Source organism: Streptomyces sp. NPDC060002, assembly GCF_042737245.1.
GTDB lineage: Bacteria > Actinomycetota > Actinomycetes > Streptomycetales > Streptomycetaceae > Streptomyces.
In genome coordinates this window covers 24589-48114 of record NZ_JBHWUW010000018.1, presented here as the reverse complement: position 1 = coordinate 48114, position 23526 = coordinate 24589, and the positions used below count along the sequence as shown (strand labels likewise).

The following is a 23526-nucleotide window of genomic DNA, read 5'->3' as shown; positions in this document are numbered from 1 at the left end:
GACATGACCGAGACCCAGGGCAGCGTGCCGTCCCGGCGGTCGCTGATCGGCTGGGGCGGTGCCGGGCTCGCGCTCGGCGCCGCCGCGGCCGGCGGCGCGGTCGCCATGACCCGCACCGGCGACGACGTCGACCCGACGGCCGCCGACGTGGGCGCCGCGGTCGGCTTCCACGGCGCGTACCAGGCGGGCATCGCCACGCCCGTGCAGGACCGGCTGCACTTCGCCGCGTTCGACGTGACGACCACGGACCGCGCCGAGTTCGTCCAGCTCCTGAAGGACTGGACGCAGGCGGCCCGCCGGATGACGGCGGGGAAGGCGGTCGGCGAGGGCGCGTACGGCGGTCTCGCCGAGGCACCGCCGGACGACACCGGCGAGGCCCTGGGGCTCAAGCCGTCCCGGTTGACCCTGACGGTCGGCTTCGGGCCGTCGCTGTTCGGCAAACTCGGTCTCGCCGACCGGCGGCCCGACGCGCTGATCGACCTGCCCACGTTCGCCGGGGACGCGCTCGACGCGGCCCGCAGCAACGGCGACCTGTGCGTCCAGGCCTGCGCGGACGATCCGCAGGTCGCCGTGCACGCGATCCGCAACCTGGCCCGGATCGGCATGGGCAAGGTCGTCATCCGCTGGTCGCAGCTCGGCTTCGGCAAGACCTCGTCCACGACGCCCGACGCGCAGACCCCGCGCAACCTGATGGGCTTCAAGGACGGCACCCGCAACATCGCGGGCACCGAGACCGACCGGCTGAAGAAGTTCGTGTGGGTCGGCGAGAAGGACGGTCCCGACTGGATGGTGGGCGGCTCCTATCTCGTCGCCCGCCGGATCCGCATGCACATCGAGACCTGGGACCGCACCTCGCTCCAGGAGCAGGAGGACATCTTCGGCCGCGACAAGGGCGAGGGCGCTCCGGTCGGCAAGGCCAAGGAGCGCGACGAGCCGTTCCTGAAGGCGATGAAGCCCGACGCGCACGTACGGCTGGCGCACCCGGACTCCAACCACGGGGCGACGCTCCTGCGCCGCGGCTACTCCTTCACCGACGGCACCGACGGCCTCGGCCGGCTGGAGGCCGGTCTGTTCTTCCTCGCCTACCAGCGCGACGTGCGCGAGGGGTTCGTCCGCGTCCAGCGCAATCTCGCCTCCGACGCGCTCAACGAGTACATCCAGCACGTGGGTTCGGCCGTCTTCGCCGTCCCGCCGGGCGTCCGTGACAAGGACGACTGGTGGGGCCGGACGCTGTTCTCCAAGGAGGCGTAGCCCGTGTTCTCCAACTACCTGATCGGACTGCGCGAGGGCCTGGAGGCCAGCCTCGTCGTCTGCATCCTCATCGCCTACCTGGTGAAGACGGACCGCAGGGACGCCCTCAAGCCCATCTGGATCGGCATCGGTGTCGCGGTCGCGCTCGCTCTCGGCTTCGGCTGCGTCCTCGAATTCGGCTCCCAGGAACTGACGTTCCAGGCACAGGAGGCGCTCGGCGGCTCCCTGTCGATCCTCGCGGTCGGCCTGGTGACGTGGATGGTGTTCTGGATGCGGCGCACCGCCCGGCACCTGAGGTCCGAACTGCACGGCAAGCTGGACGCGGCCCTCGCGATGGGCACCGGCGCCCTGGTCGCCACCGCCTTCCTCGCCGTCGGCCGCGAAGGCCTGGAGACCGCCCTGTTCGTGTGGGCGTCCGTACACGCGGCCGGCGACGGCACCCCGCGCCCGCTGATCGGCGTGGCCCTCGGCCTGGCGACCGCCGTCCTGCTGGGCTGGCTGTTCTACCGCGGGGCGCTCAGAATCAACCTCGCGAAGTTCTTCACCTGGACCGGCGGCATGCTCGTCGTGGTTGCCGCGGGCGTGCTGGCGTACGGCGTCCACGACCTCCAGGAGGCCGACCTGATTCCGGGCCTGAACAGCCTCGCCTTCGACATCAGCGGCACGATCCCGCCGGACAGCTGGTACGGCACGCTACTGAAGGGCGTGTTCAACTTCCAGCCCGATCCGACCGTTCTCCAGGTCACGGTGTGGCTGCTGTACCTCGTCCCGACGCTCGCGCTGTTCCTCGCCCCGGTAGGGTTCGCCTCCGGGAAGGGGAAGGTGAAGTCGCCTGATGAGCAGGGAACGCAGCCTGACGACCGGAGTTCCGCGCAGTCGAAGGCTCCGCGCACGTGACCGGTACGCACTCGTAGCGGCGTCACTCACCGCCGTCTCGCTCCTCGCGAGCGGCTGCGTGGTGGTCCACGGGGAGCTCGAACTGCTCCCCGCGGCCACGAAGGCGGAGGCCGCGAAGGCGATCGAACGGTTCACCGTCGCGTACAACAAGGCCGACGCTGCGTACGACAGTTCCCTGGACGCCGACTACACCACCGGTGCCCTCGGGATCATCGACGAGGCGCGGCTGAAGGCGGGCCGCGTCAACAACCCGGACGGCAACCCCCAGCACACACCGCTCGTGCTGTCGGACGTGAAGTACACGATCGTCGAGAAAGCGGGCTGGCCGCGCTGGTTCGTCGCCGACGCGAAGGGCAACAAGGGCGGCGACTCACGCTGGTTGATGGTCTTCACCCGGGGCGAGCGGGCGGAGCCGTGGCAGGCGACGTATCTGACGCTGGTGGCGCCGGGCTCGGTACCGGAGTTCGAGCAGGCGGGCAAGGACGGCCACGCCGAGGCCCTGCCGGCCGACTCCGCCGAACTGGCCGTCGCTCCCGAGGACTTGAGCAAGGACTACACGGCGTACCTGCGAAGCGGCAAGGGCGCCTTCGCGGACGGCGCGTACACCCAGACGCTGCGCGCCACCCGGGCGAAGAACGCGACCAAGCCGGGCCTGGCCACGCAGTACATCGACGAGCCGCTGACCGGTGGCGACTACGCGCCGCTGGCGCTGCGCACCGCGGACGGCGGGGCGCTCGTCTTCTTCACCACGCACCACTACATGAAGCAGACGGCCGCGACGGGCGCCGCCGTGCCCACCCCGAACAAGAACGTGGCCGCGCTGACGACCGGTGAGATCAAGCAGTCCCTGACGATGGAGTTCGTCGCCAACGAGGTCGCCCTGGCCCCGGCGAAGGGCTCGGGGACGGGCAAGGTGTCGATGCTCAGCCGCCTGGAAGGCCTGACGGCGGCGAAGGGCGCGTAGCGCTCCGCGGGAAGCCTGGTGAGCCACCTGCGGGTGCGTCGTGCACCGCGGGTGCGTCGTGCACCGCGGGTGCGTCGCAGCAGAGCGCGCAGTTCCCCGCGCCCCTTTCGGGGCGCCACCGCGCCCCGACCTCCCCGCGCCCCTTACGGGCGCGAGGGCCAGGCCGTGCTCGCGTGGTCGGAGTCCTGGCCGACGTGGCGGGCGCAGGCGTCCGTGAGCGTTTCGAGAAGGGTCAGCGGGTCGGGCAGCTCGTGCTCGGGTCCGCGCAGCCAGTGCACGCAACGGCCGTCGTCGCCGGGGAGCCGGGCGGGCGGTACCAGGACGTAGGAGCCGCGGCAGTGCCAGCGCAGGCCGGGGTGCTCGTCCATGGTCTCGGGGTGGCAGTCCAGCTCGCACGGCCACCACTCGTCCTCGTCCTCGGGGGTGCCGCGGGTGAGGGTGAAGAACAGCAGGCGGCCCTCGTCGCTCTCGGCGACCGGGCCGACCTCGATGCCGGAGCCGAGCAGCCGCTCCAGGGCCTGCCGGCCCGCCTCCAGCGGCACGTCGAGGACGTCGTGCGTCATGCCGGTGGCGGTGATGAAGTTGGCCTGCGGCTGGTGGCGGGCCCAGCGCTCGATCTGCGCGCGGTCGGTGGTGGACTGCGTCTGCCAGGCGAAGGACACCGGGTGCCGGGCGGGGGTCGGACAGCCGACCCGGTCGCAGGAGCAGCCGTAGCCGGGGGCCGGGTGCGCGGCGGGCGCGAGCGGGAGCCCCGCTCCGGCGGCGGCCAGCAGCAGGGCCTCACGGTCACCGCCCTCGGCGGCCTCCGTCGGGCCGCTCGTGCGCAGCCACTCCGAGATCTTGCCCCACAGGCCGGTCCGGCCGCCGAACTCCGCGCTCATCTGTCCCCTCGCCTCGCTGTGGTGCGGACAGCATGCCTCATGGTCCCACCATCCTGCGCATCGGGGGGCCCTAGCCGTGAATCGGGGCAGGTGGGACGGGTGGGGCCAGAGTGACCCATGTGGTGCGGGGTCAGCGCGGGGCGAGGCCGTGGAGGGCGTAGTCGACGAGGGTGTCGGTGTACTCGTAGGAGATCGGACCCGTGTACTGGAGCCAGCGCTGGGCGAGCGGGGAGATGAAGAACTCGAGGGCGATGCGCGGGTCGAGGTCGGCGCGGACCTGGCCGGCCTGCTGGGCGGCGCGCAGCCGGTCGGCGTACAGCAGGATGGACGGCTCCATCAGCTTGGCCGTGAACTCGCGGCCGACCTGTTCGTTGACCACGCCCTCGGCGGCCAGGGCCCGGGAGGGCGCCTCGAACCTGGGGTCCGTGAGCTGGTCGACGGTGGCCCGCAGGACGGCCTTGATGTCGGTGGCCAGGTCGCCGGTGTCGGGGATGGCGTACGGCTCCTCCTGCGACGCCCCCGCGTCCCGCGCCGCCTGTTCGCTGAGGTCGAGGAAGGCCTCCAGCAGGACGTCGGCCTTCGACCCCCACCAGCGGTAGATGGTCTGCTTGCCGACGCCCGCGCGGGCGGCGATGCCCTCGATCGTGGTCTTCGCGTAGCCCGTCTCCGCGACGAGGGCGAGGGCGGCGTCGTAGATGGCGCGCCGGGACCGCTCGCTGCGGCGGGTGGTGTCGGGGGCCGGCTTTCCGGACTGGGTGACCATGGGTCGACGGTACCAAGCGGGTGAGACGGGACGTCTCGTGAGCTGTTACGCGTCCTCGCCCGGGTAGCGCACCCCGATCCGCTCACGCACCGTGTCGAGGGTCCGCATGACCGCGAGGCTGCCGTCGAGCGGGACCAGCGGGGACTCGGTCTCGCCGGCCCGCAGCGCGCGCATGACCTCGCGGGCCTCGTGCCGGAGCGTCGCACGGGGTCCGTCGGCCGGGTCGGCGGCGAACTCCTCGGGGTCACGTCCGTCGCGGTGCAGGACGAGGCGGTCGGGGTGGAAGAAGCCGGACGGGATGTCGATGCGGCCGCGTGAGCCGGTGACGGAGGCGGTGGTGCCCGTACCGCCGACGAGGGAGCAGTGCAGGGCGGCGAGCGCGCCGGAGTCCCAGGACAGGGCCAGGACCGTCTGGAGGTCGACGCCCTCGGCGGAGAGGACGGCCTGGGCGGCGACGCCCGAGGGCGCGCCGAGCAGGAGGTGGGCGAAGGAGACCGGGTAGACGCCGAGGTCGAGGAGGGCGCCGCCGCCCTGCGCGGGGTCGCGCAGCCGGTGCGAGGGCGGGAAGGGCCCTTCGAGGCCGAAGTCGGCCTGCACCGTGCGGACCTCGCCGATCGCGCCGTCGTCGACGAGGGCCTTGAGGCGTCGGACGACCGGGTTGCAGTACATCCACATGGCTTCCATGAGGAAGCGGTCGTGCTGCCGGGCCAGCGCGACCAGTTCCTCGGCCTCGCGCAGGTTCAGCGTGAACGCCTTCTCGCACAGCACGTTCCGCCCGGCCTCCAGGCAGAGTCCGGCGGCGGTGCGGTGGGCGGCGTGCGGGGTCGCGACGTAGACGACATCGATGTCCTCGTCGGCGGCGAGAGCGGCCCAGTCGCCGTAGGCCCGGGGTATGCCGAACCGGTCGGCGAACGCCTTCGCGGAGGCCTCGGTGCGCGAGGCGACCGCGACGACCTCCGCGTCGGGCAGGTCGATCAGGTCCGCCGTGAACGCGGCGGCGATCCCGCCGGTCGCCAGGATCCCCCACCGCACCGTGTCCGTCGTCATACCCTGCCCCGCCCTCGTGCCGTCCCAGCAGTGTGTCCGAGCTGAGAGCATAGGTGGCACAGATGTCGGAGAGGGAGGGGCGGCCGGATGCCGGAGGGCGGGGCGATACCTGACGCGGCGCCGAAGGCCGTGACGGACCGGGGCACGGGCGAGGGAGCGGGGCCGGCACTGGCCGTTCGGCGCCGGGCGGGGCTGCTCGTCACCCTCGTCCTGGGCGGGCTCACCGCCACTCCCCCGCTCTCGATGGACATGTACCTCCCGGCGCTGCCGGAGGTGACCCGCTCCCTGCACGCGCCCGCCGCGACCGTGCAGCTCACACTGACCGCGTGCCTGGCCGGTATGGCGCTGGGGCAGCTGGTGGTCGGCCCGATGAGCGACCGGTGGGGGCGCAGGCGCCCGCTGCTGGCGGGCCTCGTCGTCTACGTCGTGGCGACCGCTCTGTGCGCCCTCGCGCCCACCGTCGAGCTGCTGGTCGCCTGCCGGCTGGTGCAGGGGCTCGCGGGCGCGGCCGGGATCGTGATCGCGCGGGCCGTCGTACGCGATCTGTACGACGGCGTGGCGATGGCCCGCTTCTTCTCCACCCTGATGCTGATCTCCGGGGTCGCCCCGGTCGTGGCGCCGCTGATCGGCGCGCAGATCCTGCGGGCGACGGACTGGCGGGGCGTGTTCGTGCTCCTCACGGGGGTGGGGCTGCTGCTGGCCGTGGTGGTGTGGACCCGGCTGCCGGAGACGCTGCCCGCCGCCGAGCGCCACGCGGGCGGGGTCGGCGAGGCCCTGCGCTCGATGCGCCGGCTGCTCGGCGACCTGCGCTTCACCGGTTACATGCTCACGGGCGGCTTCACCTTCGCCGCGCTGTTCGCGTACATCAGCGCCTCGCCGTTCGTGGTGCAGGAGATCTACGGCGCCTCCCCGCAGACGTTCGGCCTGCTGTTCGGCGTGAACTCGGTCGGCCTGGTGCTGATCGGCCAGCTCAACGGCCGGGTGCTGGTGGGCCGCGTCCGGCTGGACCGGGTGCTGGCCGTCGGTCTCGGGGTGGTCGTGCTGGCCGCGGCCGCCCTGCTGCTCATGACGACGGGTGTGTTCGGCGAGGTCGGGCTGGTGCCGGTGGCCGCCGCACTGTTCGTCCTGATGTCCGCGATGGGCGTCACCCTGCCCAACGCGCAGACCCTCGCCCTGATGCGGGTCCGGCACTCCGCCGGTTCCGCCTCCGCGCTCCTCGGTACGTCCTCCTTCCTCATCGGCGCGATCGCCTCGCCGCTCGTCGGGATCGCCGGCGAGCACACGGCCGTCCCGATGGCCGTCGTCCAGTTGGCTGCCGCACTGGTGGCGGCGGCCTGCTTCGTGGGAATGTGCCGTCCCTGGACCAAGGCGGGCGCGGAGGGAGAAGGGAACTGAGCGCACCGAGACTGCGCGTCGACACACCGGAACGGGCCGGACTCGACCCGGCGGAGACGCGGCTCCTCGTCCGTGACGTCGTGGACCTCACCACCGGCGACCGGCCCTGGGCCGCGGGCGCCGTCGTGGTCGCCGGGCGCGGCCCGGTGATCGCCGTGCGGGAGGCGGCCGGCTGGGCGGTGCGGTACTCGGCGTACGACCCGGCGGCCGACGCGGGGGTGGAACTGCCGGCGGGGGCACGGATCCCGATGACCGTCGACACCCCCTTCGACCTGGCGTCCCTCACCAAGCTGTTCACCTCGGTGGCGGCGGTGCAGCAGATCGAGCGCGGCACCCTCGGCATCGACGCGCGGGTGGGCGCCTATCTGCCCGACTTCCACGCGGCCGCCGCCCACGGCATCACCGTCCGCCAGCTCCTCACCCACACCTCCGGGCTGCGCCCCGATCTGCCCCTGTACGAGTGCCCGGACGACACCCGGCGGTGGAAGCTGCTACGCGCGGAGACACCCGTCGGCGCACCGGGCACGTACGTCTACTCGGACCTGAACATGCTGCTGCTCCAGCAGCTCCTGGAGCGGCTGACCGGCCGCACCCTCGACGTCCTCGTGCGGGACGGGATCACCCGGCCGCTGGGCATGGCCTCGACCGACTTCGGCCCGTGTCCCGGCGCGGCGGCGACCGAGGACCAGCGGCGGCCGTGGGCGAAGGCGGACCGGGGGATGCTGCGGGGCGTGGTGCACGACGAGAACGCCTGGGCGCTGGGCGGGGTGGCCGGTCACGCGGGCCTGTTCTCCACGGGCCACGACCTCGCGGTGTTCTGCCGCACCCTGCTGGCGGGCGGTTCGTACGGTCCCGCCCGCATCCTCGGCCCCGACTTCGTGGAACTCCTGCTGACCCCGCCGGGGCTGGGCTTCGCGGTGGACCAGTCGTGGTTCATGGGCGAGCTGGCGGGCGAGGGCGCGGCGGGGCACACGGGGTTCACGGGGACCTCGCTGGTGCTGGATCCGGCGACGGACACGTTCGTGGTGTTGCTGGCGAACACGGTGCATCCGCGGAGACGGGCGCCGGACAGCGGGCCGCGGGCTCTGGTGGGGACACGACTGGCGATGGCGGTGCGGTGAGGGCCCTGTGGTGAGGGTGCCGTGGTGAAGGCCGTGCGGTGAAGGCCGTGCGGTGAAGGCCCGTGGTGAAGGCCGTGCGGTGAAGGCCCGTGGTGAAGGCCGTGCGGTGAAGGCCCGTGGTGAAGGCCCCGTGGTGAAGGCCCGTGGTGAAGGCCCGCGGTGAAGGCCCGCGGTGAAGGCCCGCGGTGAAGGCCCGCGGTGAAGGTGGTGCGGGGAGGGCACTGCGGTGAGGGCAGTGGCCCGGACCTGAGAAAATCCGGGGGTGAACGTCTCCGTATCCGTTTCCGAGATCCTCCGTGGCGCCCTGACGGACCTGCTCGACGGGCTGCCGCCCAAGCAGGCCGGGCAGGCCGTCGAGCGGCTGATCGCCAACTACCGGGGCGCCACCCCCACCGACGCCCCCATCCTGCGCGACCGGGCGGACGTGGCCGCGTACGCCGCGTACCGGATGCCGGCGACCTTCGAGGCGGTGCGGTCGGCCCTGGAGGCGTTCGCGGACGCCGTGCCGCAGTGGTCGCCGGGCAGTCATGTGGACGTCGGCGGCGGCACGGGGGCCGCGACCTGGGCGGTGAGTTCCGCCTGGGACGGGACGCGCCCGGTGACCGTGCTCGACTGGGCGGAGCCCGCCCTGGCCCTCGGCCGCGAGGTCGCCGCCGCGAACCCGGCGCTGCGCGACGCCCGCTGGCAGCGCGCCCGCATCGGCACGACCCTCGCCCTGGACCCCGCGGACCTGGTCACCGTCTCCTACGTCCTCAACGAGCTGGCCGCCCCCGACCGGGCCGTGCTGGTGGACGCCGCCGCGTCGGCCGCGCAGGCCGTGGTGATCGTCGAGCCGGGCACCCCGGACGGCTACGCCCGGGTGATCGAGGCCCGCGACCGGCTGATCGCCGCCGGGTTCCGGGTCGCCGCGCCCTGCCCGCACAGCGCGGCCTGTCCGATCGTGCCCGGCACGAACTGGTGCCACTTTTCGGCGCGGGTCAGCCGCTCCTCCCTGCACCGGCAGGTCAAGGGCGGCTCGCTGCCCTACGAGGACGAGAAGTTCAGCTATGTCGCGGCCGCCCGCTTCCCCGTCTCCCCCGTCTCCTCCCGGGTGGTCCGGCGGCCGCAGATCCGCAAGGGCCAGGTGCTCCTCGACCTGTGCGAGGCCGAGGAGCGGCTGAGCCGTACGACGGTGACGAAGAAGCACGGCGACCTGTACCGGGCGGCCCGGGACGCCGACTGGGGCGACGCCTGGCCGCCGGCCCCGTGAGCTTCGTGGCCCGGGCCTGTCCTAGGCGGGCTTGAGCCCCTGGTCGCCTGCCTCCGTCACGAAGGAGGCGGCCGTGGTGAGGGGGGCGCCCTGCGTGGTGACGTAGGGAACGGTCTTGAAGTCGGCGCGGGCGAGGTCGCGGCCCAGCGAGACGGTCGCGTAGCCGCGCAGCCCGTTGTAGAACCTCAGGTGCGGGTTGGCGGCCATGAAGGTGGCCCAGTTGGCGGGTTTCGCCGAGCCGTTGCCGCCGCTGGAGACCGACGAGGTGACGATCTCCGTGCCGAGCGTCTTGGACGTCTGGTCGGCGAAGTCCCGCTTGATGTCGAAGCCGTAGTGCACATGGACGTCGCCGGTGAGGACCATCAGGTTCTCGACTCCGGCGGCCTGCGCGCCGGCCAGGATCCGCTCGCGGGAGGCCGGGTAGCCGTCCCAGGAGTCCATGGAGACCTGGGAGGGCGCGGTGGTGGAGTTGTACCGCTGGGCGAAGGTGACCTGCTGCGGGACCACGTTCCACAGGGCGCGCGAGCGGTGCCAGCCGTCGATGAGCCACCGCTCCTGGGCGCCGCCGGTGAGGGTGCGGGCCGGGTCCTCCGACTCGGGTCCCGGGACCCGCCAGCCGTCGCCGTACGCCTGGTCGGAGCGGTACTGGCGGGTGTCCAGGACGTCGAACTGGGCGAGCCGGCCCCAGTGCAGGCGCCGGTAGAGCCTGAGGTCGGGGCCGTCGGGGAGCTGCGGGCGGCGCAGCGGCTGGTTCTCCCAGTAGGCGCGGTAGGCGGCGGCCCGGCGGATGAGGAACTCCTCGGCGGGGTCGTCGTTCTCCGACACCGCGCCCGCGTAGTTGTTCTCGGTCTCGTGGTCGTCCCAGGTGACGACGAACGGGTGGGCGGCGTGCGCGGCCAGCAGGTCGGGGTCGGACTTGTACAGCGCGTACTTGAGGCGGTAGTCGTCCAGCGTCACCATCTCGTGGCCGTAGACGGCCGGCACGGTCCCGGCCGGGTAGGCGCGGGCGCCGCCGACACCGCTGACGGCGTACTCGTAGAGGTAGTCGCCGAGGTGCAGGACGAGGTCCACGTCGTCCTCGGCGAGGTGCTTGTACGCGGTGAAGTAGCCCTGGTCGTAGCGCTGGCAGGAGACGACGCCGACGGTGAGGGCGGCCGCCTCGGCGCCGGGGGCGGGGGCGGTGCGGGTGCGGCCGGTGCGGCTGATCCAGGTGCCCGCCTTGAAGCGGTAGTAGTACACGCGGTCGTTCTCGAGGCCGTCGACCTGGACGTGCACGCTGTGGCCGAACTCCGGGTGCGCGAGGCCGGTGCCGCGCCTGACGGGCCGGCGGAAGGCCTCGTCGCGGGCCAGTTCCCAGTGCACGGTGATCCGCTGGGCGGGCAGTCCGCCGTCCGCCTGGTACGGGGCGGGCGCGAGCCGGGTCCAGAGGAGGACGGAGCCGGGCAGCGGGTCGCCGGAGGCGACGCCGAGGGTGAAGGGGTCGTCGGTGAGCTGTGCCGGGTCGAGTTCGGCGGCCGCCGCGGTGCCGGCGGCGGGCAGGTTCACCGTGAACGCGAGCGCGGCGGCGGCCGCGGTGCCGGTGAGGAAACGGCGGCGCCCCAAGTGGCGCGCGGTGGCGCGTAGTTCGGGGGTGTGCTGGGACTGGTGGGCTGCGGGTGTCATTCCGGTCCTCCCCAGAAGAATGGCGACAAGAGGCATTGGAGTGGCCGGAGACGGCTCGGCGGCGTCGCCGGGTTGGCGCGTACACAACAGTCGGATGTCGGACGTGTGTCTTCCGCATGCCGGATCCGAGCGGCGGGGCTCACGTACGCTGCGGGTCCATGACTGCCGAGCACGCCGAGCACGCCCAGGACACCCAGGACACCCAGGCCGCCGGACGGTCCGCCGGACCGACGAGGATCGCGATCGTCACCGGCGCCGGTTCCGGGATCGGACGCGCGGTGACCGTGGAACTGCTGCGCGCGGGCTGGTCGGTGGCGCTGGCCGGGCGGCGCGCCGAGACCCTGGAGGCGACGGCCGCGCTGGTGCCCGGGGGCACGGGTCTCGCCGTACGGACGGACGTCTCCCGCCCGGAGGAGGTGACGGCCCTCTTCGACGCCGTGCGTGACCGCTTCGGGCGGCTGGACCTGCTGTTCAACAACGCGGGCACGTTCGGGCCGGGTGGCGTGCCGTTCGAAGAACTCCCCTACGACGCCTGGCGGCACGTGGTGGACACCAACCTCAACGGGGCGTTCCTGTGCGCGCAGGGGGCGTACCGGCAGATGAAGGAGCAGGATCCCCGAGGCGGCCGGATCATCAACAACGGGTCCGTCTCGGCGCACACGCCCCGCCCCCTGTCGGCGCCCTACACGGCGACCAAGCACGCCCTCACCGGCCTGACGAAGTCCCTTTCGCTGGACGGCCGGGCGCACGGCATCGCGGTCGGCCAGATCGACATCGGCAACGCGGCCACCGACATGACGGTACGGATGCGGACGGGCGCGTTGCAGGCGAACGGAGAGACCGCGCCGGAACCGGTGATGGACGTCGCCGACGTGGCGCGCACGGTGCGACACATGGCGGAGCTGCCGCTGGAGGCGAACGTGCAGTTCGCGACGGTACTGGCGACGGCGATGCCGTACGTGGGACGGGGCTGAGGGCACACACCGAAGGCGGGCCGTGGGCGCACCGAGGGCGGGCCGTGGGCGGCACACCGGTCGCCCACAGGTCGTCAACTCCTCAACCTGCACAAGCGGAGTTTCTCCGTCCGCACCACTGCGGCCGATGACGGACTTATGCTCAACTCTTCTCCACGAGAACTTCACACTTGAGGCACGACAGTTCCGCACCGGACGACCGCAAGCCACACCGAGGGGGAGGGGCAGCCGTCCCATGGCACCGGGTGGGGGTGGACCTCGCTGGGACCGCGAGGTACGCACCGGCACCGTGGGACGGCTGCCGCACCATCAACTCGTAGGCGGCAGCTCGCCACAACGGCGTCGACGCCGGCGCAGCGCGTACGCCCCGCCCGCCAGCAGCGCCACCGCACTCGCGGCCCCGCCGAACACGCCCCACCCGTCCGGACCGCCGCCGTCCCCGGCCGACGAGGCCTCCGCCCCGGCATGCGGCGCCTTCCCCGCCGACGACCCGCTCGCCCTGGTCCCGCCCTCGCTCAACGCCTCGACCAGCGTCCCCACCGCTCGCGCCGAACTCCCGTGCGCGAAACCCCAGTCGAGCAGCGCGGCCGTCTCCTCGTAGACGGCGTTGTGGCCGCTCTTCGGATGCAGCACGGTGACGACGAGGGTGCGCCCCGCGCGGGTCGCGGCACCGGTGAAGGTGTTGCCCGCGTTGCTGGTGAAGCCGTTCTTCACACCGATCATGCCCGGGTACGGCGTCACCCCGTACGTGCCCGACAGCAGCCGGTCGGTGTTCTCGATCCGGAAGGTCTTCCCGCCCCCGGCCGGGAACCGGGCGGCCCTGGTGCCGCAGTAGGCGCGGAAGTCGGCGTCGCGCAGACCGTGCCGGGCGAAGAGGGCGAGGTCGTAGGCGGAGGACAGCTGGCCCTTGTGGTCGTAGCCGTCGGGGCTGACCACACGGGTGTCCAGGGCCTGGAGGTCGACCGCTCTCGCCTGCATCTCGGCGACCGTCTTCGCTACCCCGCCGTTCATCCGGGCGAGCACCTGCACGGCGTCGTTGCCGGAGCGCAGGAACACGCCCTGCCACAACTGCTCGACGGTGTAGGCGACCCCGGCCTTGACGCCGACGAGGCTGGAGCCGGACGGGATGCCGGCCAGGTCCGCGTCGGTCACCAGACAGCGCTCGGTGCGGTCGAACCTGTCCAGCAGGGTGTCCGCGAACAGCATCTTCAGCGTGGAGGCGGGCGCGACCCGCAGATGCGCCCGGTAGGAGGCGAGCACCTCGCCGCTGTCCTGGTCGGCGAGCAGCCAGGCCCGGGCGGTGAGCTTCCCCGGCAGGGCGCCGCCCCCGTTCACCTGGACGCCGTCGGCGACGAGCCGCGCGCCGCCGACCACCACGTCGGACGCGGCCGCGGCCGGTGTCGCGGTGAGCGGTGCCGCGGTCAGTGGCGCGGTGGCCGCGAGGGCCAGCAGGGAGCGCCGGGACAGGCGCGGCAAGGGGCGCGAGAATGCGTGCACTGCGGGACCGTACAAGGGGATTCGGGGAAAATGGAAATCCCCACCCAACCGCTGTCACCTGGGAAAATCCCCTCCACAGCCTAGGAATCAGCTGTCTCAAGAAATTCTGATCCGGCCGCCCGCATTCTCAGTCCTTACACATCCTTTACTCAGGATGACTCAAAGGTTTCTCCCTAGGTTGTGGCCGCGCCCACAGCGGGCGCCAAGAACCTTAGGGAACGGGATGTTTGGCATCTATCTCAAGCGTGAACTGGGCCGGCGCAAGAAGGCCGCCCTGGTCATCGCACTGGGTCTGGCGCTCGGAATCGCGCTGGTCATCACCGTCAACTCGGTGTCGGCCGGCATGACACAGGCTCAGGACAAGGTCCTGCAGTCGCTGTACGGCCTCGGCACCGACATGACCGTCACCAAGGCCCGTACGGCACCCACGGCCAACAGTTCCGGTGGCCCCAGATTCGAGTTCGACGCCAAGGGCGAGGACGACGACGACTCGGAGCAGAGCTCGGACCGGGTGTCGACGCAGGGCGGTCAGGTTCTGAAGGCCGCGCTCGTCACGCAGGTCGCGGACCAGAAGGGCGTGGCGGCCGCGGTCGGCGCCCTCACCCTGAACGTCACCAAGGTCGACGGCTCCTTCACCCAGGGCAAGGCCCAGAGCTCCACCAGCGGAAGCAGCGGCAACAGCGGCCAGGGCGGTCCCGGCGGCGGCAGCGGCGGCGGCTCCACCGCGGCCCCGCAGGTGCAGGGCGGCGGCGCCTCCTTCGACGTCAACTCGTACGCCGTGGCCGGTGTCGACGTCGCGAACCAGGACCTCGGCCCGCTGGCGAGCTCGAAGATCTCCTCCGGCGTGACGTTCACGTCGGCGCAGGCCAACGCCAAGGTCGCCGTCGTCAGCAAGTCGTACGCCAAGGAGAACTCGTACAAGGTCGGTTCGACGCTGACGATCTCCAGCACCAAGTACAAGATCATCGGCATCGCCACCCCCGACAGCAGCGACTCCACCACGGACGTCTACCTGCCGCTGAAGCAGGCGCAGACCCTCGGCGACGCGGCGAACCAGGTCACCACGATCTACGTCAAGGCGACCGACTCCCAGCAGATCGACACCGTCAAGGCGACGATCCAGAAGAACATCTCCGGCACGACCGTGACGACCTCCGCCGACCTCGCGGAGACCGTCTCCGGTTCCCTCTCCACCGCCTCCAACCTGGCGACCAGCGTCGGCAAGTGGCTGTCGATCGCCGTCCTCGTCGCCGCGTTCCTGGTGGCCGCGCTGCTCACCTCCTCGGCCGTGTCCCGCCGGGTGCGCGAGTTCGGCACCCTGAAGGCGCTCGGCTGGCCGAGCCGCCGGGTGACCCGGCAGGTCGTCGGCGAGTCCATGGTCAACGGCCTCCTCGGCGGCGCCCTCGGCATCGGCCTGGGCCTGGCGGCCGCCTACACGGTGACCGCGATCAGCCCGAAGCTGACCGCCGAGCTCGGCAGCACCGGCGGCGGTGGCGGCATGGGCGGCCCCGGCGGCGGCGGTCCCGGTCAGCAGTCCGCGTCGAACACGATGGAGATCGCCCTCTCGGCCCCCGTCTCCGTCACCACGATCGCGCTCGCGGTGGGCCTGGCGGTCGCCGGCGGTCTGATCGCCGGCGCGATGGGCGGCTGGCGCGCCTCCCGGATGCGCCCGGCGGACGCCCTGCGCAGCGTCTCCTGACCCGCGTCCCGACCAGTCGTCACATCCCTCACGGAGAACACGGAGAACCCGGAGATCCCATGTACAACCTCACCGGCGTCACCAAGCGCTACACGCGCGGCAAGGAGACGATCGAGGCGCTGCGCGGCATCGACCTCACGATCGCGGAAGGCGACCAGCTCGTCATCCAGGGCCCCACGGGCGGCGGCAAGTCGACGCTGCTCCAGATGATCGGCGGCCTCGACCGGCCGACCGAGGGCAGCGTCGAGCTGGACGGCGTCGACCTCGCGCGCATCAGCGAGGCGAAGCTGACCCGGCTGCGCGCCGAGAAGATCGGCATCATCTTCCAGTCGTTCAACCTCATCCCGACGCTGACCGCGCAGGAGAACGTCGAGACGGCGCTCGTCCCGCTCGGGGTGAAGCCCGCGGAACGGCGCGAGCGGGCGGCGGAGGCCCTGCGCTCGGTCGGCCTGGGCGAGCGCCTCACGCACGCCCCGGCGGAGCTCTCCGGCGGTCAGCAGCAGCGCGTCGCGATCGCCCGCGCACTGGTCAAGAAGCCGAAGGTGCTGCTCGCCGACGAGCCCACCGGCAACCTCGACGAGGGCATGCGCGACGAGATCATGGAGGTCCTCGAAGGGCTCTGGCACGAGTACGGGCTGACCTTCATCATGGTCACCCACGACTCGTCGATCGCCCGCCGGGCCCCGCGCCTTGCCACCATCAAGGCGGGACAGCTCACGCTGACGGAACAGGCTGCCGCCCGCTCCTGGTGAACCCCCGCAAGTGAACTCCAGTAGTACGAAGGGCCGTTGCCCGCCTACCCGGCGGTGAATGGCCCTTCGCCGTTGCCCGGTGGCCCTTCGCCGGTGGCCGGTGGCCCTTCGCGGTTGCCCGGTGGCCCTTCGCCGGTGGCCGGTGGCCCTTCGCGGTTGCCCGGTGACCCTTCGCCGGTGGCCGGTCGGCCGGTGGTCCGCCGGCCAGTCGCCGATGCCGGTCGCCGCTCGCCGGTGGCCCTTTGCCGGGGGCCGGTGGTCCGCTGGCCAGTCGCCGCCCGCCGGTGGCCGGAGGCGCCCGCCAGTGGCCGGAGGCGCCCGCCGGTGGCCGGAGGCGGTCGCCGGTGGCGGTGGCGGTCACCGGTAGTCGGTGGCCGCTTGCCGGCGCTACGCCTGGCCGGTCTCGAAACGGGAGATCCGGCCGTCGTCCTCGACGACGAAGCTCCACCTGGTGCGCATCTCGCCCCAGGTGTCGTTGCGGTAGTCGGCGATGAGGGCGCGCCCGCCGGCCGACTCCTTGGTGACGTCCATGTGGCCGTGGGAGGAGAAGATCTCCCGGTCGATCCACTGGCCGAGGTCACGGTCGGAGCCGTCGTCCGCCATGGTCGCGTCGGGGGTGAGCAGGCTGCGGAACGTCTCCTCGTCATGGGCGTTGACGGCGGCGACGAAGGCCCGCACGGCCGGGTCGCTGAGTCTGTCGGTCTGGATCGCCATACAGGTCACCCTCACACCGCGCTCCGGGCCCCGCCACCCGAACGGCGCCCAGGACGGGCCGGACGGGTGTGAGGGGTGCGACGGTGGAAACGCGGAGGGGGCTGTTCCTGTTCCTGTCCTGCTTCTGTCCTGCTTCTGTCCTGCTTCTGTCCTGCTCTGTTCCCCTCCGTCCGCCGTTCTCTGCTCAGGGAGTCACCATGACCTGTTACGACCGTCGTGATCTGGGACTGCTGCTGCTCCGGCTCGGCACCGGCGGAGTGCTGGCGGCCCACGGCGCGCAGAAGCTGTTCGGCTGGTTCGGCGGACACGGCCTGGAGGGCACCGGCCAGTTCATGGAGTCCGTCGGCTACGCCCCCGGCAAGGCCAGCGCGACGGCGGCGGGCCTGGCGGAGGCCGGCGGCGGCACGCTGCTGGCACTGGGCCTGGCCACCCCGGCAGCGGGCGCGGCGGCGGCCGGCGCGATGGCGGGCGCGTCCGCGGTGCACGTCCCCAACGGCTTCTTCGCGCAGAGCGGCGGCTACGAGCACGCGGCCTCCCTGGGCCTGGCCGCCGCGGGCCTCGCCATCACCGGCCCGGGTCGCCTCTCCCTCGACCACGCCCTCGGCCACACGGTCGACCGCGGCTGGATGGTCCCGGCGGCGCTCGGCGCGACGGCGGCGGTCACCGCGGTGATCATCGGCATGCGGAACAAGCGGCTGCGCAGGCAGGAGCAGGGCGAGCAGGAGGCGCTGTTCGAGGAGTAGCCCCGGGGGCTGCCGGGTGCCGGGTGCCGGACGTGACCTGGCAGGCTTCGCTGATGAACACTCAGCCCCGGCCTGCGAAGACCCCGTCCACGGAACCCGCAGCATCGGTCGGCCCTGCCGCTCCCACCGAGCCCTGGGCCACCGTCGACGCCCTGTGGACCTGGCTGGAGAGCCACGGAGCGCACGGCGGCCGCGAGGGCCTGCTGCTGCGCATGCTGAAGCTGTCGGAGGAGGTCGGCGAGGTCGCGCAGGCGGTCATCGGCGCGACCGGCCAGAACCCCCGCAAGGGCGTCACCCACACGTGGGAGGACGTGCAGGGCGAACTGTGCGACGTGGCCATCACCGCGCTGGTGGCTCTGCGGACGCTGACCCCGGAGGCGGAGACGGTGTTCGCGGGGCATCTGGCACGGGTGGCGGAGCGGTCCGTGGGGTGCGCGGGTGAGGACGGGGCAGGCGTGCACTGAGCCCACCCGCCCCCTCTTCCGCGAACCGTCCGACCACCACTCGCGTCCCTCTGTACGATCACCGCACGCGAGGCGGGGGCCGTAGGCGGAGGGGGCGTGGATGGACGACAACACCGGTGGACGCAGGGTGGCTTGGCCATGGCGAGTCGCCGCGTCGGTCGCCGGGGTGGCCGTGCTGCTCGGCGGCTGCGGTTCCGGAGACAACGACGACGACAAGGCGGACGAGCCGAACCCTTCGGCAGCCTCGGGGTCCGCGGCCGCGACCTCGTCCGGCTCTCCTTCGGCGTCACCGTCGGGTGGTGGCGCGTCGTCGCTGACGCCGTTCGAGGCGGACCCCGCGCAGGTGCCCAGGACGAAGAGCCAGGCCGAGGCGCTGGCGGCGGCCGTCGCACTGAAACCCGAGGCATGGGGCGCGGACTTCAGGGCCCAGCAGCCGGCCGCCAGCACCCCCGGCACCGCCGCCGTGCTCGACGAACAATGCCGGTGGGAGCGGGGGGCACTCCCTCAGGGCGTCCTGGCCTCGCTGTCCCGCTACAGCGAGATTCCCGCGACCGCGGGTAAGGGCAAGATCAAGGTGACCGCGGCGGTGACCGTGCACGCCACTGTGCTCGACGCCGACGACCAGCTGTCCACCACGCTGGAGGAACCGTTGCGCTGCCGAGAGCAGCAGGTCCGCAGCGACGAGCGGATATCCGGGCTCATGTCGCTCGCCACCCCCTACGGCCAGGGCAGCAACAACTACGCCGATGACGACGTTCTGGAAATCGGTTCCTACCTCACCGGCAACAGCAAGCAGACGTACCGCTGGCAGGTCGCGCGGATCGGCACGGTGGTCGTGACCACGTCGGTGAAGGGCGCCAAGGGTTACTCGGACGACGAGTTGACGCAGTACTCGTCGCACGCCCTCGTCGCGATGCTCGGCCGCGTGAAGTCCGAGCTCGGAGTGGAGAACTGATGGAGCCGTTGCGTTCTTCCGATCCCGCGCGTATCGCGGACCATCGCCTGCTCGGGCGACTCGGCGCCGGAGGCATGGGAGTGGTGTACCTGGCCCGCACGCCGGGCGGCGCCCTGGTGGCGCTGAAGGTGCTGCTCGCCGAGTACGCCGAGGAGCCGGGCTTCAAGGAGCGGTTCCGCCGTGAGGTCGAGGTGGCCCGACGGGTCGACAACCCCTGGGTGGTACCGCTGGTGGACGCCGACGCGGACGCCGAGGCACCGTGGCTGGCGACGGCGTTCGTCCCCGGCCCTTCGCTGGGCGAGGCGGTGGCCGCGTACGGGCCGCTGACCGAGCGCGGGCTGCGGCTGCTCGGCGCCCGGCTGGCGGAGGCGCTGAGCGAGGTGCACGGGGCCGGGCTGGTGCACCGGGATCTGAAGCCGGGCAATGTGCTGATCGCCCATGACGGGCCGCGGCTCATCGACTTCGGCATCGCCCGGGCACCGGAGGACAGGACGCTCACGGCGACCGGGATGGTGGTCGGTACGCCCGGCTATCTGTCGCCCGAGCAGGCCGAGGGCCGCGGCGGGGACGGCATCGGCCCCGCGAGCGACGTGTTCTCCCTCGGGTGTGTCCTGGCGTTCGCGGCGACCGGCCGGGCGCCGTTCGGCAGCGGAGCGGTCGACGCACTGCTGTACCGGGCCGTGCACGATCCGGCGGACCTCGACGGGGTGCCCTCGGAGCTGCTGGCGGTGCTGGAGCGCTGCCTGGACAAGGACCCGGCCCGGCGGCCGGATGCCGGGGAACTGGTGCGGGAACTGGCGGCCGACGGCGCTCCTCAGGACGCGGAGACGGCCGAGTGGCTGCCCGAGCCGGTGACCCGGCTGATCGCCGAGCGATCGGCCGCCGCGCTCGCGCTGCCGGACATCGAGCACACGCTCGCGCCGTCCGACGCGCCGGCTGATCCCGGCTCTGCGGAACCCTGGCCGACGGAACCCGACACGCGCGAGACGTCCGGGCCGGCCGAACCGCAGGATGCCCGCCCGGCCGGCCGACGCCCTTTCCTGCTGCTCGCCGGTGGAGCCTTGGCGCTGGCGGCGGGCGGCGGCGGGGCCTGGTGGGCGGTCACCCGGGACGACGACGCGGGAGGCGCCGACCCTGCCGCCGCGTCCTCGCGGCGACCGGTGCACACCGTCGCGCTGCACGGCGACCTCAGCGGCCCGCAGCGGGAAACGGGCCGGGCCCAGGAGCGCGGACTGCGGCTCGCCGTAGCGGAGTTCAACGCACGCGGCGACGCCCCGTTCACCGTGAAGGTCAGGGCCGTCGACGACGGGGGTGATCCGGTGGCCTCGGCCCGGCTCGCCGCGGAACTCGCGGAGGACCCGGCGGTCCTCGCCGTGGTCGGCCCGACCACCGATGCGACGGCGCAGACGGCGCTCGCGAAGTACGACGCCGGACTGTTGCCGGTCGTCGCTGTGTCCCCCGGCGGGATCATCCTCGTCCTCCAGGGGTTCCGCTCGTTCCTGCTCGGGCGGTTGCCCGACTCGGTGCTTTCCATCTATGTCAGCAACTACCTTCGCGCGACGGCCCGTTCACGCAAGATCGCTGTCGTCCTCGACCGCCCGGCCGGCAACTACGCTGCGCAGCTCGCCACTTCCCTCAGCAACGAGCTCAACAACGTGCAACAGCCGTCGGTGCCCGAAGTGGTCAGCGCGATGCGCCGCGACTTCGGCAGCGCGGTGGACACGGTGCTCTCCGCCGGCGCCGACTCCGTCTTCTTCGCCGGCCTGCCCGACCGGGGGGCGTTGATCGCCGCGACGTTGCGCGAGCGCGCCTTCCAGGGTGCGCGGGTGTCCGGCCCGGCGCTCCTCGACGGACGATTCCTGGCGCGGGCTCAAGAGGCGGCGGAGGGCTGGGTGATGGTGGCCCCGGTCATCGACGCGACCCGCAAGCCCGAGGCGAGGAAGTTCGCCGCCGCCTACCGCGAACGTTTCAAGGAGGCGCCGCCACGGTACGCGGCGGAGGCGTACGACGTGACCGGGATGCTGCTGAAGGCCCTGTCCGGACTGCCCGCGAAGAGCCGCACCCGGGCGAACCTGCTCGCGGCCGTGCGGGCGGCCAAGTACCAGGGCATCACGAAGACGTTCGCCTTCGAGAAGACCGGCATGATGGTGATCGACGGCACCGGTGGCTTCCTCTGGCAGGTCGAGCAGGGCGACTTCGTGTACGGCGGCCCCGCGCCGACCAGCGTCTGATGGAGCCCCTGCGCACCGGCGACCCGTCCCGGATCGGCCGCTACCGTCTGCTGCGGCGGCTGGGCGCCGGCGGCATGGGGGTGGTCTTCCTGGCCCGCGCGCCGGGCGGAGCGATCGCCGCGGTGAAGGTGGTCCGGTCCTCGTACGCCGACGAGGCGGGCTTCCGGACCCGCTTCCGCCGCGAGATCGAGGCCGCCCGGCAGGTCCGCAGCCCGTGGGTGGTCCCGTTGCTGGACGCGGACGCCGACGCGGAGACGCCGTGGCTGGCGACCTCGTACGTGCCGGGGCCCTCGCTCACCGAGGCGGTGGACACCTTCGGGCCGCTGTCGCTCGCCTCCGTGCGGATGCTGGGCCTGCGGCTCGCCGAGGCGCTCGACGCGGTGCACGGCGCCGGTCTCGTGCACCGCGACGTGAAGCCGGGGAACATCCTCCTGGCCCCGGACGGGCCACGGCTCATCGACTTCGGTATCGCCCGCGCGCCGGAGGCCACCGCGCTCACCTCCAGCGGCGTGATCGTCGGCTCGCCCGGCTTCCTGTCGCCCGAGCAGGCCCGGGCTCGGGGCGGGGAGATCGGCCCGCCGAGTGACGTGTTCTCCCTGGGGTGCGTGCTCGCGTTCGCCGCGACCGGCATCCGGCCGTTCGGCGGCGGAGGGGCGGCGGGCATGCTGCTGCGCACGGTCTACGAGGAACCGGATCCGGCGGCGGTCCCGGACAGTCTGTCGCTCCTGCTGAGGGGCTGTCTGCACAAGGATCCGCCCGGCCGCCCGAGTCTCGCGCGACTCCGCGAGGAGCTCGGGGACGGCACGGAGGACGACTCCCCCGGGCGGTCGGACTGGCTGCCCGCGCCGGTCACCCGGCTGATCAACGACCGGGCCGCCGCCGTGCTCACCCTCGGCACGATCGAGCCGACCCAGGTGTCCGTGTCCGCGACGGCGAGCACGGTGTCACCGGAGGCCGCGACGCTGACGGCCGTCACCGCGACGCGGCCCACCACCCGCGCCTTCGGCCGCCGCGGCTTCCTGCGCCTCGGCTCGACGGCGGGAGTCCTCGCAGCGGGCGGCGGCGGGGCCTGGTGGTGGAGCACCCGGCCGAAGTCGGGTGCGGGCCCTTCGGCCGGGGCGGGTACGCGTCCCGAACTGGTCGTGGCGTTCCACGGCGATCTGACCGGGGCCCGGAAGGAGACCGGGAACGCCCAGCTCAACGGGGCCCGGCTGGCAGTCGAGCAGCTCAACGCCGAGAGCGGGCGCCCCTTCCGGCTGAAGCTGCCGACGTACGACGACGGCGGCGACACCAAGCGGGCCGCCGACCTGGCCGTCCGGGTGACGAAGGACGCCGACGTGCTCGCCGTGCTGGGACCCACCACCGACGCCTGCTTCCTCGCGAGCGAGGTCACGTACACCAAGGCGGTGATGCCCGTCGTGTCGGTCTCGGTGGGCACCGACACCCAGAGTTCGCAGATCGGCACGAGTGTCTACCACTCCCATGCGGCGCTGCGCGTCACCGACCCGCTCCTCGCCGCCCCCTGCAGCCGCTACCTCAGCAACCACGTCGACGCGCAGAAGGTGTTCCTCGTGGACGACCGGGCCCAGGGCGACTTCGCCTGGTCCCTGTGCGACCAGACCCGACAGGCACTGGAGCAGGCCGGCCGGGAGGCCACGGTGACGAGCGTCGCCGCCACGAAGATCGACTACGCGTCCCTCGCCGCCGCGGTAATGTCCGCCCGGGCGGACGCGGTCGTCTTCACCGGCGACGCGGCCCGGGGCGCCGAACTCGCATCGGCGCTGCGGGCCGCCCGGTTCACCGGAACCCGGATGGCGACGGAACGCGCCTTCGCCCCGCTGTTCCTCTCGTCGGCCGGCGCCGCCGCGAGCGACTGGGTCTTCGCCACCTCCTTCACCGACCCGACGGTCCGCCCCTCGGCCCGCGCCTTCACCAAGGCCTATCGCGCCCGGTACGGCACCGCCCCCGGCTGGTACGCGGCGGAGGCCTACGACGCCGTCATGTTCCTGGCCGAGGCCTGCACGAAGGACGGCTCGGCGGTGACGGAACGGGGCGCGATCGCCCGCCGGATGCCCGAGATCACGTACTCCGGCATCAGCAGGACCGTCAAGTACGAGCAGGGATACGGCTACAACCACGACGCGATGTTCCTGTTCCGGGCGGCGAACGGCGGGTTCCGGTACTTGGGTCAGTATCTGGAGGCGGCGGTCTCCTGAGGGGTGAGCGCGGCCGCGACCGGCCTGGCGGAAACAGGACGCCCGACACCG

Annotated in this window: 20 protein-coding genes; 14 read left to right on the top strand and 6 right to left on the bottom strand. The window is 72.7% G+C overall.

The features are described 5' to 3' along the window. The first annotated feature begins 3 nt into the window (after nucleotides 1-3). From efeB to ACFWBD_RS18150, 3 genes are read left to right on the top strand one after another with little or no spacing between them, the layout of a single operon-like run. Nucleotides 4-1251 carry an iron uptake transporter deferrochelatase/peroxidase subunit gene (gene efeB, locus ACFWBD_RS18160; RefSeq protein WP_385667579.1) on the top strand — a complete coding sequence of 416 codons (1248 nt, stop codon included), beginning with the start codon at nucleotides 4-6 and terminating at the stop codon, nucleotides 1249-1251. 3 nt (nucleotides 1252-1254) lie between these two features. Beyond that, the gene (efeU, locus tag ACFWBD_RS18155; protein ID WP_385667578.1) at nucleotides 1255-2148 is read left to right on the top strand and encodes an iron uptake transporter permease EfeU; all 894 of its coding nucleotides are present in this window, start codon (nucleotides 1255-1257) and stop codon (nucleotides 2146-2148) included. After that, nucleotides 2087-3112, top strand: coding sequence for a hypothetical protein (locus ACFWBD_RS18150; RefSeq protein ID WP_385667577.1), 1026 nt, complete (start codon nucleotides 2087-2089; stop codon nucleotides 3110-3112). The genes efeU and ACFWBD_RS18150 overlap by 62 nt, the downstream gene beginning before the upstream one ends. Nucleotides 3113-3255: 143 nt before the next feature. On the opposite strand, the gene ACFWBD_RS18145 is transcribed toward ACFWBD_RS18150, so the two are convergent. The 3 genes from ACFWBD_RS18145 to ACFWBD_RS18135 form a co-directional block, all read right to left on the bottom strand. Next, on the bottom strand, nucleotides 3256-3993 hold the full coding sequence (locus tag ACFWBD_RS18145; RefSeq protein ID WP_385667576.1) for a bifunctional DNA primase/polymerase: 738 nt from the start codon (nucleotides 3991-3993) through the stop codon (nucleotides 3256-3258). A 130-nt stretch (nucleotides 3994-4123) separates the two neighbouring features. Further along, nucleotides 4124-4756, bottom strand: coding sequence for a TetR/AcrR family transcriptional regulator (locus ACFWBD_RS18140; RefSeq protein ID WP_385667575.1), 633 nt, complete (start codon nucleotides 4754-4756; stop codon nucleotides 4124-4126). Nucleotides 4757-4801: 45 nt separating this feature from the next. Further along, complete coding sequence (locus tag ACFWBD_RS18135; protein ID WP_385667574.1) at nucleotides 4802-5803, bottom strand: Gfo/Idh/MocA family protein; 1002 nt, start codon at nucleotides 5801-5803, stop codon at nucleotides 4802-4804. Between the two features lie 87 nt (nucleotides 5804-5890). Between ACFWBD_RS18135 and ACFWBD_RS18130 the strand changes: the two genes are divergently transcribed. The 3 genes from ACFWBD_RS18130 (at nucleotide 5891) to ACFWBD_RS18120 (ending at nucleotide 9568) form a co-directional block, all read left to right on the top strand. Further along, nucleotides 5891-7198, top strand: a complete 1308-nt coding sequence (locus tag ACFWBD_RS18130; protein WP_385667573.1) for a multidrug effflux MFS transporter — start codon at nucleotides 5891-5893, stop codon at nucleotides 7196-7198. Continuing rightward, entirely contained in the window at nucleotides 7153-8319 is a 1167-nt protein-coding gene (locus ACFWBD_RS18125; protein WP_385667572.1) for a serine hydrolase domain-containing protein, read from the top strand. The genes ACFWBD_RS18130 and ACFWBD_RS18125 overlap by 46 nt, the downstream gene beginning before the upstream one ends. Nucleotides 8320-8581: 262 nt before the next feature. Next, a complete protein-coding gene (locus ACFWBD_RS18120; RefSeq protein ID WP_385667571.1) occupies nucleotides 8582-9568 on the top strand; it encodes a small ribosomal subunit Rsm22 family protein in 987 nt (328 codons plus the stop codon). A 21-nt stretch (nucleotides 9569-9589) separates the two neighbouring features. On the opposite strand, the gene ACFWBD_RS18115 is transcribed toward ACFWBD_RS18120, so the two are convergent. Continuing rightward, nucleotides 9590-11230, bottom strand: a complete 1641-nt coding sequence (locus ACFWBD_RS18115) for an alkaline phosphatase D family protein (RefSeq protein ID WP_385667570.1) — start codon at nucleotides 11228-11230, stop codon at nucleotides 9590-9592. A 158-nt stretch (nucleotides 11231-11388) separates the two neighbouring features. Between ACFWBD_RS18115 and ACFWBD_RS18110 the strand changes: the two genes are divergently transcribed. Continuing rightward, complete coding sequence (locus tag ACFWBD_RS18110) at nucleotides 11389-12204, top strand: SDR family oxidoreductase (protein WP_385667569.1); 816 nt, start codon at nucleotides 11389-11391, stop codon at nucleotides 12202-12204. Between the two features lie 309 nt (nucleotides 12205-12513). Here ACFWBD_RS18110 and ACFWBD_RS18105 read toward each other — a convergent pair whose 3' ends face one another. Next, on the bottom strand, nucleotides 12514-13701 hold the full coding sequence (locus ACFWBD_RS18105; protein ID WP_385667568.1) for a D-alanyl-D-alanine carboxypeptidase family protein: 1188 nt from the start codon (nucleotides 13699-13701) through the stop codon (nucleotides 12514-12516). 223 nt (nucleotides 13702-13924) lie between these two features. On the opposite strand from ACFWBD_RS18105, the gene ACFWBD_RS18100 reads away from it, so the two are divergent. Continuing rightward, complete coding sequence (locus ACFWBD_RS18100) at nucleotides 13925-15400, top strand: ABC transporter permease (RefSeq protein WP_385667567.1); 1476 nt, start codon at nucleotides 13925-13927, stop codon at nucleotides 15398-15400. A gap of 59 nt (nucleotides 15401-15459) precedes the next feature. Continuing rightward, the gene (locus ACFWBD_RS18095) at nucleotides 15460-16152 is read left to right on the top strand and encodes an ABC transporter ATP-binding protein (protein WP_385667566.1); all 693 of its coding nucleotides are present in this window, start codon (nucleotides 15460-15462) and stop codon (nucleotides 16150-16152) included. Between the two features lie 387 nt (nucleotides 16153-16539). Here the strand turns inward: ACFWBD_RS18095 and ACFWBD_RS18090 are convergent, their stop codons facing one another. Next, nucleotides 16540-16866 (bottom strand): nuclear transport factor 2 family protein, encoded by a 327-nt coding sequence (locus tag ACFWBD_RS18090; protein ID WP_385667565.1) that lies wholly within the window; start codon nucleotides 16864-16866, stop codon nucleotides 16540-16542. 197 nt (nucleotides 16867-17063) lie between these two features. Between ACFWBD_RS18090 and ACFWBD_RS18085 the strand changes: the two genes are divergently transcribed. The 5 genes from ACFWBD_RS18085 to ACFWBD_RS18065 all read left to right on the top strand — a co-directional run bounded on the left by ACFWBD_RS18085 (nucleotide 17064) and on the right by ACFWBD_RS18065 (nucleotide 23475). After that, nucleotides 17064-17609: a DoxX family membrane protein gene (locus tag ACFWBD_RS18085; RefSeq protein WP_385667564.1), complete on the top strand. Its 546-nt coding sequence runs from the start codon at nucleotides 17064-17066 to the stop codon at nucleotides 17607-17609. Nucleotides 17610-17662: 53 nt separating this feature from the next. Beyond that, nucleotides 17663-18073: a MazG-like family protein gene (locus tag ACFWBD_RS18080; RefSeq protein ID WP_385667563.1), complete on the top strand. Its 411-nt coding sequence runs from the start codon at nucleotides 17663-17665 to the stop codon at nucleotides 18071-18073. A 100-nt stretch (nucleotides 18074-18173) separates the two neighbouring features. Next, entirely contained in the window at nucleotides 18174-19028 is an 855-nt protein-coding gene (locus tag ACFWBD_RS18075) for a hypothetical protein (RefSeq protein ID WP_385667562.1), read from the top strand. Then, nucleotides 19028-21259 carry a bifunctional serine/threonine-protein kinase/ABC transporter substrate-binding protein gene (locus ACFWBD_RS18070; RefSeq protein ID WP_385667561.1) on the top strand — a complete coding sequence of 744 codons (2232 nt, stop codon included), beginning with the start codon at nucleotides 19028-19030 and terminating at the stop codon, nucleotides 21257-21259. The genes ACFWBD_RS18075 and ACFWBD_RS18070 overlap by 1 nt, the downstream gene beginning before the upstream one ends. Further along, entirely contained in the window at nucleotides 21259-23475 is a 2217-nt protein-coding gene (locus ACFWBD_RS18065) for a bifunctional serine/threonine-protein kinase/ABC transporter substrate-binding protein (protein ID WP_385667560.1), read from the top strand. The genes ACFWBD_RS18070 and ACFWBD_RS18065 overlap by 1 nt, the downstream gene beginning before the upstream one ends. Nucleotides 23476-23526: the final 51 nt, after the last annotated feature.

Excerpts from the sequence above, each read along its gene's own strand:
- efeB (WP_385667579.1), top strand. The coding sequence starts at position 4 with ATGACCGAGACCCAGGGCAGCGTGCCGTCCCGGCGGTCGCTGATCGGC.
- ACFWBD_RS18150 (WP_385667577.1), top strand. The coding sequence starts at position 2,087 with ATGAGCAGGGAACGCAGCCTGACGACCGGAGTTCCGCGCAGTCGAAGG.
- ACFWBD_RS18145 (WP_385667576.1), bottom strand. The coding sequence starts at position 3,993 with ATGAGCGCGGAGTTCGGCGGCCGGACCGGCCTGTGGGGCAAGATCTCG.
- ACFWBD_RS18140 (WP_385667575.1), bottom strand. The coding sequence starts at position 4,756 with ATGGTCACCCAGTCCGGAAAGCCGGCCCCCGACACCACCCGCCGCAGC.
- ACFWBD_RS18135 (WP_385667574.1), bottom strand. The coding sequence starts at position 5,803 with ATGACGACGGACACGGTGCGGTGGGGGATCCTGGCGACCGGCGGGATC.
- ACFWBD_RS18130 (WP_385667573.1), top strand. The coding sequence starts at position 5,891 with ATGCCGGAGGGCGGGGCGATACCTGACGCGGCGCCGAAGGCCGTGACG.
- ACFWBD_RS18115 (WP_385667570.1), bottom strand. The coding sequence starts at position 11,230 with ATGACACCCGCAGCCCACCAGTCCCAGCACACCCCCGAACTACGCGCC.
- ACFWBD_RS18110 (WP_385667569.1), top strand. The coding sequence starts at position 11,389 with ATGACTGCCGAGCACGCCGAGCACGCCCAGGACACCCAGGACACCCAG.
- ACFWBD_RS18100 (WP_385667567.1), top strand. The coding sequence starts at position 13,925 with ATGTTTGGCATCTATCTCAAGCGTGAACTGGGCCGGCGCAAGAAGGCC.
- ACFWBD_RS18095 (WP_385667566.1), top strand. The coding sequence starts at position 15,460 with ATGTACAACCTCACCGGCGTCACCAAGCGCTACACGCGCGGCAAGGAG.
- ACFWBD_RS18090 (WP_385667565.1), bottom strand. The coding sequence starts at position 16,866 with ATGGCGATCCAGACCGACAGACTCAGCGACCCGGCCGTGCGGGCCTTC.
- ACFWBD_RS18085 (WP_385667564.1), top strand. The coding sequence starts at position 17,064 with ATGACCTGTTACGACCGTCGTGATCTGGGACTGCTGCTGCTCCGGCTC.
- ACFWBD_RS18080 (WP_385667563.1), top strand. The coding sequence starts at position 17,663 with ATGAACACTCAGCCCCGGCCTGCGAAGACCCCGTCCACGGAACCCGCA.
- ACFWBD_RS18075 (WP_385667562.1), top strand. The coding sequence starts at position 18,174 with ATGGACGACAACACCGGTGGACGCAGGGTGGCTTGGCCATGGCGAGTC.
- ACFWBD_RS18070 (WP_385667561.1), top strand. The coding sequence starts at position 19,028 with ATGGAGCCGTTGCGTTCTTCCGATCCCGCGCGTATCGCGGACCATCGC.
- ACFWBD_RS18065 (WP_385667560.1), top strand. The coding sequence starts at position 21,259 with ATGGAGCCCCTGCGCACCGGCGACCCGTCCCGGATCGGCCGCTACCGT.